The following is an 8,755-nucleotide window of genomic DNA, read 5'->3' as shown; positions in this document are numbered from 1 at the left end:
AGCACCACGGCCGCGGCTTCGGCCCTGGCTTCGGCCCGGGCGGGCCGCGCGGCTTCGGCGGTCCCGGTGGCCGCGGCCCCGGCCGTCGCGCCGGCCGCGGTGACATCCGCGCCGCGATCCTGCTGCTCCTCGCCGAGGAGCCCATGCACGGCTACCAGCTGATCCAGCAGATCGGCGAGCGGTCGGGCGGCACGTGGCGGCCCAGCCCCGGTGCCATCTACCCGGCGCTCAACCTGCTCGAGGACGAGGGCCTGGTGGCGATCACCGCCGAGTCCGGCCGCAAGATGGCCACGCTCACCGAGGCGGGCGGCACCTACGTCACCGAGAACGCCGAGCAGCTCGGCAGCCCCTGGGAGGACGCCGCGAACCGGCCCGCCTCTCCGGGGCGCGCGCTGCGCGGTGCGCTCGAGGCGCTCGGCGCGGCGGCCCACCAGGTCGCCCGCACCGGCACGGACGAGCAGGCGACGAAGGCGCTCGAGGTCCTCGACCGCGCGCGCCGGGACCTGTACCTGATCCTGGCCGGCGAGGCGTCGCCCGCGCCCACCCCGGAGGACTGACCTCCGCATCCCGACGAGGCACCCCCGCGATGGCGGGGGTGCCTCGTCGCGTCACGACGACAGTGCAACGACCGGCGTCCGGAGCTCCGCGGCCGCCCACCCGAACCCGACGACGGTCACGGCGGCCAGCGCGCCGAGCGCGGGGACGGCCGCGAGCACCGGGACCAGCGCGAGGGTGAGCGCTGCGCCGACCAGCCGGGCGACCGGCCAGCCCGACCCGGCGGAGCGCAGGAACACGGCGGTTCCGACGAGGTACGTGGCGACGCCACCGGCGAGCGCCGCTGCCCCGAACGCGCCGAACGCCTCGGACGACCCCACGTCCGCCATCGCCTCCTCGACCCCGAGGGCCGCGACGACCACCCCCGCGATCAGCACGTAGTGCAGGTAGGTGTACGCGAGCGTCGCGTACTCGGCCCGGGGGACCCCGTCGAGCCGCGCGAGGGCGTGCTCGGGGCCGTCGGCGGACCGTAGGAAGTAGACCCACCACAGGACGAGCGCGAGCGCGATGCACAGGGCGGCGCCGGCGATCACTGGTGCGCCGATCGGCAGGCGCGAGGCGCCTACGCCGATCGCGACGACCGACTCGCCCAGGGCCAGGATGACGACCAGGCCGTACCGCTCGGCCCAGTGCGCCGGGGAGTGCAGCCGCCAGTCGCCGCCCCAGCCCGTCAGGAGCGTCAGCCCCACGTCCCAGACCAGGGCGCCGAGCCAGATCCAGGTCTGCGCGGGCTGACCGACGAGCGCGCCGACCACCAGCAGGACGATCGACGGCAGCATCGCGACGAACTGTGTCAGCACCACCTGCCGCTGCAGCGCCCGGTCGCCTGCGCCCGCGACCAGGTACAACGAGGCGTGCACCACCCGGACGACGGCGTACGCGACGACGAGCACGAGCGGCCCGTCCAGCCCGCCGGGCAGGTCCTCGAACGACTCGGGGACGGCCAGGGTGGCGACGAAGATCGCGGCCATCGCGACCGCCATCCCCACGCGGAGGACGCCCTGGTCCGCGGGAGACTGGTTGGCGAGCCAGCTGTAGGACGTCCACGTCCACCAGAGCAGACCGAGCACGATCAGCGCCTGGAGCACGCCGAGCCCAGAGTGGGTCTCGGCCATCAAGTGACTGACCTGCGTGAACGCGAAGACGTACACCAGGTCGAAGAAGAGCTCGAACGTCGTGACGCGGTGCCCCTCGTCGGAGGTCCGCAGGCCGAGGCGTCGGATCACGGGCCTACCCTGCCGGACTCCGAGCCCCGCGTGCGAGGGGTTCAGGCGAGTGGCATCGCGAACCGGGCGTGCACCCCCGGCGAGTAGAGCACCGAGTCCGGCGCGCGGTCGGTGACGCCCGGCAGCCCGCCGGCGGCGACCAGCTCGTCGTCCAGCGACACCACCGACGCCCGCCGCAGCGGCCACGGCTCGTGCTCGTTGGGCACGAACCGCGTCCTTCCCCGCAGCACGGTGTGCATGCCCCAGCGCGCGGTGAGGAAGTCGGCCAGCGGGTCGTCGGTGACAGGCTCCGACGACGGCCGGACCACGAGGTGCGACGACGGTCGCGTGCCGGTCAGGCGGGTCGACCGGTAGTCGATCGCGTCGCCGTCGCGCCGGATGGACATCCGCGCCCACTGGTACGGCACGTTCATCACCGTCCGCGCGCCGAGCACGGTCACCACGCGCGACGCCTCGAGCGACCGGAACAGCACCCCGCGCCGGCCGTCGTCGTCGACCGTGTAGAGCCGGACGTTGATCTCGGGGAAGTCGCCGATGTACGGCAGCGCCGGGCCGGGAACGATCGTGAACCGCGCCATCTGGAACGCGATGAGGCCCACCCACGAGGAGCCGTCGCACTCGTCCGGACGCGTGCCTGGGGGCAGCAGCGGCGCGACGACGTCGGACGGCACCCGCCAGTGCAGGAAGCTCGCCCGCAACCAGTCCTGCGACAGGATCACCCGCCCGGTCAGCGGCGGGGCGACGGCCTGGATGGGATCCACGTGGCCACCGTAGACGCGCGCCGGGTCGGTTCCCCGCGGCCGAGCTCGGCAGTTGCAGCCGAGCTCGGCAGCTGCAACCACCGAGTTCGGCCCGAACTGCCGAGCTGGGCTGCGCGCGGGCGGTCGGCTGCTGCCTGTGGTCGGCGGGTCAGGCGGGCGTGGCGACGGGGGCGGCCGTGCGGGACGGAGAGCGCAGCAGCGCCACGCCGAGGACCAGCAGAGCCAGGTACCAGACGGAGTAGATCGACGAGCCGATCGCGGTCAGCGCGTCGGAGGCCACCCAGCCCGCGGGGACCAGCGTGACCACCCACGCGCCGGCGACGATCGCCAGCGTCCGACGCAGCCAGGCGGGTGCGACGTCGGCCGCGCGCCAGGCGAGGATCCCGAGCCCGACGGCCCACACCCCCTGCAGCAGCCAGCCGAGGTTCTCACCGAGCGCCCCGCCGGCGTAGGCGTTGATCAGCTCGTAGGTTGCGGCGGTGGCCTCCGTGGTCGCGGCGGAGGCGGTCGGGTCGAGAAAGCGCTCGGCCAGGCCGGGCACGACGAGCGGCCAGCGGATCCAGCCGAGGCTCTGGATGACGGGTGCGAGGACACCGAACGCGGTGACGGTCAGGAGTGCGGCGTCGGTGCCGCGGCTGCGGGCGAGCAGCAGGTGCAGCGCGATGACGCCGGGGATGAGGACGAGGCTGCCGGCCATCTGCAGCAGGAAGAGCGTCTGCACGGTCCCGGCGATCTCCGCGAACGCGGGCAGGACCTCGGCGGCGGGGGCGTCGAGGATGTCGGGCCAGCCGAACCGCACGCTCAGGCCGATGCTGGCGACGAGGGCGAGGGTGCCGGAGGCGATGAGGGAGAAGGCGGCGGTGCGGCGGTCACTGACCATGGGAGGCTCCTGAGGGGACGAAACGAGAACACTGTTCTCTCTTGTGTGAACAGTGTTCTCGCGAGTCGACCGGAAGTCAAGAACAGTGTTCTCGTTTATGCTGCGTGGATGGCTGCCACCGTGCGCGAGCGACGTCGTCAGGAGACGACCGACGCGATCCTCCGCTCCGCCCGCGCGCACCTCGAGCAGGCCGGAGTCGAGGGGGTCACTCTTCGCGCGGTGGCGCGCGACCTCGACATCGCCGTGTCGGCGCTCTACCGGTACGTCGACAGCCGGGACGACCTGCTCACCGAGCTCCTGGTCGAGGCGTTCACGGAGCACGCCGACGCAGTCGACGCCGCCGTCGACGCAGCGCTCGCCCACGACTCCGACGACATCGCCGCCGCCATCGCCGCCGGGCTGCGCGCCTACCGGGCCTGGTCGGTGGCGCACCCGGCGCAGTTCGGCCTCGCGTTCGGCGCCCCGGTGCCCGGGTACCACGCACCCGCGGGCCGCACGATGGCGGTCGCCGTCCGGCCGGGCGGCCGGATCATGGGGCTCTTCGCGACCGCCCACGAGCGCGGCCTCGTCGACGAGGAGGTGCTGACCGCGCGGGCGGCGACCCTCGACGACGGCACCGCCGCCGGGTTCGATGCGCTGGCCGCGCGGCAGTCCTACCCGCTGCCCGCCCCCGCGATCGCGCTGGCGGTCGACGCGTTCGTCCGCGTGCACGGGTTCACGGTCATGGAGGTCTTCGGCCAGCTCCGCCCGCTGGTCAGCCCGGCCGACGCGTACTACGAGGTGCTGCTGAGCGAGGTCGTCGGAACCCTGGGCCTGCGGGCCTGACGCCGGCACGCGAGATCGTGGGTTCGGCACGAGCGCGGGGGTTCGCCCCCACGATCTCGCGCCGAACCCACTGTCTCGCGGCGCACGAGATCGGCAGTTCCCGACGAGATCGGCAGCTGCCGACGAGCTCGTCGGGCGAGCGACCTGCTCAGCCGGCCGGGATCGTGGACGTGTCGATGACGAAGCGGTACCGGACGTCGCTGTTGACCACGCGGTCGTAGGCCTTGTCGACGTCGTCGGCGGTGATGGTCTCCACGATCGAGCCGATCCCGTGCTCGGCGCAGAAGTCGAGCATCTCCTGGGTCTCGCGGATGCCGCCGATGTTGGAGCCGGACAGGTTCCGACGAGCGCCCGTGAGCGAGAACACCCGGAACGACTGCTTGTTCTCCGGCAGCCCGACGAACACCAGTGACCCCTCGAACCGCAGCAGCGACAGGTACGCGTCGACGTCGATGTCCGCGCCGACCGTGCTGATGATCAGGTCGAACGACCGGCGCAGGTCCCGGAACGTCTGGCTGTCGCTCGTCGCGTAGTAGTGGTCGGCGCCCAGGGACAGCCCGTCCGCCTGCTTGGACAGCGACTGGCTGAGCACGGTGACCTCGGCGCCGAGCGCGTGCGCCAGCTGCACACCCATGTGCCCGAGGCCGCCCATGCCGACGATCGCGACCTTCTTGCCCGGCCCGGCACCCCAGTGCTTCAGCGGTGAGTAGAGAGTGATGCCGGCACAGAGCAGCGGCGCGGCGACGTCCAGCGCGATTCCGGAAGGGATCCGCAGCAGGTAGTTCTCGTCGACCACGATCTGCGTGGAGTACCCGCCGTAGGTGGGGGTGCCGTCGTAGGCCTTGGAGTTGTAGGTGCCGACGTTGCCCGTCAGGCAGAACTGCTCCTCGCCTGCCAGGCACATCTCGCACTCCCGGCAGGAGTCGACGAAGCAGCCGATGCCCCCGCGGTCGCCCACCGCGTGCTTGGTCACGCCGGACCCGACGGCGGAGACGATGCCCGCGATCTCGTGGCCGGGGACCATGGGGAACCTCGCCTTGCCCCACTCCTCGCGTGCCTGGTGGATGTCGGAGTGGCAGATGCCGGCGTAGGCGATGTCGAGGAGCACGTCGTGCGGACCCAGCTCCCTGCGCTCGACCGTGCCGCGCTCGAAGGGGGCGCCGGCGGAGGGGGTGAGCAGGGCGGGCACGGTCAGGGGCACAGGGGACTCCTCGGCGACGAACGGGTGGCTGCTCCCATCATGCTCCAGCGGCGATCCATCCGCGGGTCAGCGTCTGCACCGCGGAACCGTCGAGGTCGGCCAGCTTGACCCCGGCGAACGCCCGCGCGGCCGCGCTCGTCTGGACGCGGACCGGCGGGTCCTCCTCGACCAGCAGCTCCACGAGCATGGCCGCGACGTCGGCGGCGGACTGTGCGTTCGCGAACGCTCCTGCCGTCCGTTCCAGGTAGGACGCGAGGAGGGCTCTGTAGGGACCGTCGGCGGGAGGCTCGATGCCCGCGTTGGCGACGAACTCGCTGGCCACCGCGCCGGGCTCGACGATGACGACCGGCACGCCGAGCGCGGCCGCGACGGGCGCGAGGCTCTCCAGGAACCCCTCGACCGCGAACTTCGCCGCGCAGTACGCCTCGTTGAACGGCTGGCCGACGACGCCRCCGACCGAGCTGATCGTGATCAGCCGCCCACCGGACGCGCGCAGGTGCGGCAGCGACGCCTGGGTGAGGGCGACGACGCCGAAGTAGTTGACCTCCATGCAGGACCGGAACGCGTCCATGCTCAGGGTCTCTGCGGTGCCCACCCATGCGGCGCCCGCGTTGTTGATCACCGCGTCGAGCGTGCCGTGATCGGCGACGACGCCCGCCACGACGGCGTCGACGGCGTCGTGGTCGGTCACGTCGAGCTGCCGGATGTCGAGCGGGAACCCGCCGCCGCGGGACCGCAGCTCGTCGGCCCTGGACAGGTCGCGCATCGTCGCCACGGTCGTCCAGCCCTCGTCCGCGGCGGCGAGCGCGGTCTCCAGGCCGATGCCGGTCGAGGTGCCGGTGATCAGGACAGTGGGCATGAGGACCTCCGGGGACGGCGAGGGGCGGACGTTCCATCCTCCGCCCGCCGTGCCCGGTGTGCTCAGGAGTCCTCGGCGAGGCCCACCGTGTGGCCGTCGGGGTCCGTCAGCGTGGCGATCGTCCGTCCGCCGCCGACCGGCGTCGCGTCCTGGACGACCGTGGCGCCCGCCGCCACGAGCGCGTCGCGGGTGGCCGCGAGGTCCGCCACGTGCCAGTAGTAGACCGGTCCGGCGCTCACGTCGCCGTTCGGGTTCAGTCCGAAGTGCACTCCGGGGGCCTCGAAGCCCACGTAGTACGGGGCGTCGTGGGCGGGCTCGACGCCGAGCAGCTGCGTGTAGAACGCCTTCGCCGTGGCCAGGTCGCTCACCGGGACCACCACGGTCTTGATGCCTTCGGTCATCGTCGTGCTCCTTGTGTCTGGGTGGGATCGGGCCCTCCCACGCTACTGACGTACCAGGTCGGGGCGGCGCGCCGGTCGACCCGAGGACGACTCCGATCTCCGCCGCGCGGCTGAGGTGGCCCGGCTGTCCGACAGGCCACGATGACGCCATGACGACCGCCGGGCACCCCGAGACTCCGCCCAGCTGGCAGGAGTGGGTGCCGTCCGTCGCGGTGGCGACGGTGGTGGCGGTGCTCATCCTCATCACGCCGAACGTCACCTCGTACACCTCGTTCGACGGAGGGTCGTCGTGGTCCACGCCCGGCGGCATCGACCGGTTCACGCTGGTCGGCAGTCTGAGCGTGGTCGTGGGCGTGACCCTCGCGCGTCGCTGGCCGGTCTGGGCGACCGTGCTCACGGTCCTGCCGTTCATCCAGGTGCCGTGGAACGGCGGTTTCGTCTGGGGGTGGTGGCTCGGAATCCTGGCGGTGGCCGCGCTCGCCGCTCTGGACGGCGTCGTGCGGGCCGTGGTGCCGACGGCCGCCGCGCTCTTGGTCGCCGCCTGGTACTGCGGCACGGAGATGCCGGCGTATCTACCGATCGGGCCGGTCACCTCGGGGACCGGGGCGGACTTCGAGTGGGCCGCCCTGGCGATGTACGCGTTCTGGGTGCTGGCGGTCGTCGGGGTCGCGGCGGCCATCGGTGCGAGCCAGCGCTCACGGCGACGCCAGGCGGATGCGCACCTCACCGAGCGCCACGCCCTCCAGGTGGAGTCCCTCGCCGGTGAGCGCGCCCGGCTCGCCCGCGACCTGCACGACGTCGTCGCCCACCACGTGTCGCTCGTCGCGGTCCGGGCGGAGTCGGCGCCCTTCATCCACCCGGACCTGAACGACGACGCGCGCGAGGTCCTGGCCGCCATCGCGACCGACGCCCGCGAGGCCCTCACCGAGCTGCGTCAGGTGCTCGTCGTCCTGCAGCGCACGTCCGACGAGGGCGAGCGCATCCCGCAGCCGACCGCCTGCGACGTCGACGACCTGGTGGCCAGCGCGGTCGCGGCCGGTCAGCCGGTCGCCCTCGACGGCGAGTGGCGCGACGTCCCGCCCGCCGCCGGCTACGTCCTGTACCGGGCTGTGCAGGAAGGGCTGACCAACGCCCGCCGGCACGCACCGGGGGTGACCGCGCGGCTGAGCCGGACGCTGACCGACGGTGCGGTCGGCTTCCGGATGACCAACCCCGCCGGGCGCGACGCGGAGCCGGGGCGCGGGCTGATCGGGATGCGCGAACGCGTCGAGGCGCTGGGTGGCACGATGACGGCCGTGGTGATCGACAAGGAGTTCGTGCTCGAGGTTGCGGTGCCCCGGTGACCCGCGTCGTCGTCGCCGACGACCAACCGGTCGTCCTGCTGGGCTTCGCCGCCATCCTCGGCGCGGCACCCGACCTGCAGGTGGTCGGCGCGGCCCACGACGGCCGCGAGCTGCTGTCGCTCGTGGCCGCCGAGCGGCCGGACGTCGCGGTGGTCGACGTGCGGATGCCGCACCTGGACGGGATCGCCGCGACCGCCCGGATCACGGCCGAGCACCCGGCCACCCGCGTGCTGATCCTCACCACCTTCGACCTGGACGAGTACGTCTACGACGCCCTGCGGGCCGGTGCGAGCGGGTTCCTGCTCAAGGACGTCACGGCGGAGCGGCTGGTGGAGGCGGTGCGGATGGTCGCGGACGGGTCGATGCTGCTGGGCCCGACGGTGACGCGGAGGCTGGTAGAGGACTTCACCGCGCGCGTCCCGGCGCCCGTGCCGGTGGTCGGTATCGCGGACCTGACGCCCCGCGAGCTGGAGATCCTGCGCGCGGTGGCTCGTGGGCTGTCGAACGCGGAGATCGGCGCCGAGCTGTGGATCGCCGAGCCCACGGTGAAGTCCCACGTCTCGGAGGCCCTGCGCAAGCTCGGCTGCCGCGACCGTGTGCAGCTGGTGATCGCGGCCTACGAGTCGGGGCTGGTCGGGGTCTAGGAGCAGAGCTGCAGCGGCTCGTCCGCACCGGGCCGCAGGTCGAAGTGCTCCTCGTGACCG

Annotated in this window: 10 protein-coding genes; 4 read left to right on the top strand and 6 right to left on the bottom strand. The window is 73.0% G+C overall.

Annotated elements, in window-relative coordinates; translation table 11 throughout:
• Positions 1–557 (top strand): PadR family transcriptional regulator (locus AC1DUQ_RS12195; protein ID WP_477073870.1); only part of this gene is annotated, 557 nt, incomplete at its 5' end.
• A 51-nt stretch (positions 558–608) separates the two neighbouring features.
• Here AC1DUQ_RS12195 and AC1DUQ_RS12190 read toward each other — a convergent pair.
• The 3 genes from AC1DUQ_RS12190 to AC1DUQ_RS12180 all read right to left on the bottom strand — a co-directional run bounded on the left by AC1DUQ_RS12190 (position 609) and on the right by AC1DUQ_RS12180 (position 3,422).
• Entirely contained in the window at positions 609–1,781 is a 1,173-nt protein-coding gene (locus tag AC1DUQ_RS12190; RefSeq protein ID WP_477062548.1) for a low temperature requirement protein A, read from the bottom strand.
• Between the two features lie 41 nt (positions 1,782–1,822).
• Entirely contained in the window at positions 1,823–2,542 is a 720-nt protein-coding gene (locus AC1DUQ_RS12185) for a YqjF family protein (RefSeq protein WP_477062547.1), read from the bottom strand.
• 148 nt (positions 2,543–2,690) lie between these two features.
• Positions 2,691–3,422, bottom strand: a complete 732-nt coding sequence (locus AC1DUQ_RS12180) for a hypothetical protein (protein ID WP_477062546.1) — start codon at positions 3,420–3,422, stop codon at positions 2,691–2,693.
• 108 nt (positions 3,423–3,530) lie between these two features.
• Between AC1DUQ_RS12180 and AC1DUQ_RS12175 the strand changes: the two genes are divergently transcribed.
• Positions 3,531–4,247, top strand: coding sequence for a TetR/AcrR family transcriptional regulator (locus AC1DUQ_RS12175; protein ID WP_477062545.1), 717 nt, complete (start codon positions 3,531–3,533; stop codon positions 4,245–4,247).
• A gap of 148 nt (positions 4,248–4,395) precedes the next feature.
• On the opposite strand, the gene AC1DUQ_RS12170 is transcribed toward AC1DUQ_RS12175, so the two are convergent.
• The 3 genes from AC1DUQ_RS12170 to AC1DUQ_RS12160 all read right to left on the bottom strand — a co-directional run bounded on the left by AC1DUQ_RS12170 (position 4,396) and on the right by AC1DUQ_RS12160 (position 6,708).
• Complete coding sequence (locus tag AC1DUQ_RS12170; RefSeq protein ID WP_477062544.1) at positions 4,396–5,448, bottom strand: NAD(P)-dependent alcohol dehydrogenase; 1,053 nt, start codon at positions 5,446–5,448, stop codon at positions 4,396–4,398.
• Positions 5,449–5,485: 37 nt separating this feature from the next.
• Positions 5,486–6,307 carry an SDR family NAD(P)-dependent oxidoreductase gene (locus AC1DUQ_RS12165; protein WP_477062543.1) on the bottom strand — a complete coding sequence of 274 codons (822 nt, stop codon included), beginning with the start codon at positions 6,305–6,307 and terminating at the stop codon, positions 5,486–5,488.
• 62 nt (positions 6,308–6,369) lie between these two features.
• The gene (locus tag AC1DUQ_RS12160) at positions 6,370–6,708 is read right to left on the bottom strand and encodes a VOC family protein (protein ID WP_477062542.1); all 339 of its coding nucleotides are present in this window, start codon (positions 6,706–6,708) and stop codon (positions 6,370–6,372) included.
• 149 nt (positions 6,709–6,857) lie between these two features.
• On the opposite strand from AC1DUQ_RS12160, the gene AC1DUQ_RS12155 reads away from it, so the two are divergent.
• Positions 6,858–8,051: a sensor histidine kinase gene (locus AC1DUQ_RS12155; protein ID WP_477073869.1), complete on the top strand. Its 1,194-nt coding sequence runs from the start codon at positions 6,858–6,860 to the stop codon at positions 8,049–8,051.
• Complete coding sequence (locus tag AC1DUQ_RS12150; RefSeq protein WP_477062540.1) at positions 8,048–8,695, top strand: response regulator; 648 nt, start codon at positions 8,048–8,050, stop codon at positions 8,693–8,695. The genes AC1DUQ_RS12155 and AC1DUQ_RS12150 overlap by 4 nt, the downstream gene beginning before the upstream one ends.
• Positions 8,696–8,755: the final 60 nt, after the last annotated feature.

This window comes from Cellulomonas sp. P4_B5_2, from assembly GCF_056402235.1.
Note: the sequence above shows the minus strand (reverse complement) of the source record. Positions and strands in the feature narration are given on the sequence as shown.

What these genes read in the sequence shown, in the direction of transcription:
- AC1DUQ_RS12180 (WP_477062546.1), bottom strand. Translation starts at nt 3,422, where the DNA reads ATGGTCAGTGACCGCCGCACCGCCGCCTTCTCCCTCATCGCCTCCGGC.
- AC1DUQ_RS12175 (WP_477062545.1), top strand. Translation starts at nt 3,531, where the DNA reads ATGGCTGCCACCGTGCGCGAGCGACGTCGTCAGGAGACGACCGACGCG.
- AC1DUQ_RS12160 (WP_477062542.1), bottom strand. Translation starts at nt 6,708, where the DNA reads ATGACCGAAGGCATCAAGACCGTGGTGGTCCCGGTGAGCGACCTGGCC.
- AC1DUQ_RS12155 (WP_477073869.1), top strand. Translation starts at nt 6,858, where the DNA reads ATGACGACCGCCGGGCACCCCGAGACTCCGCCCAGCTGGCAGGAGTGG.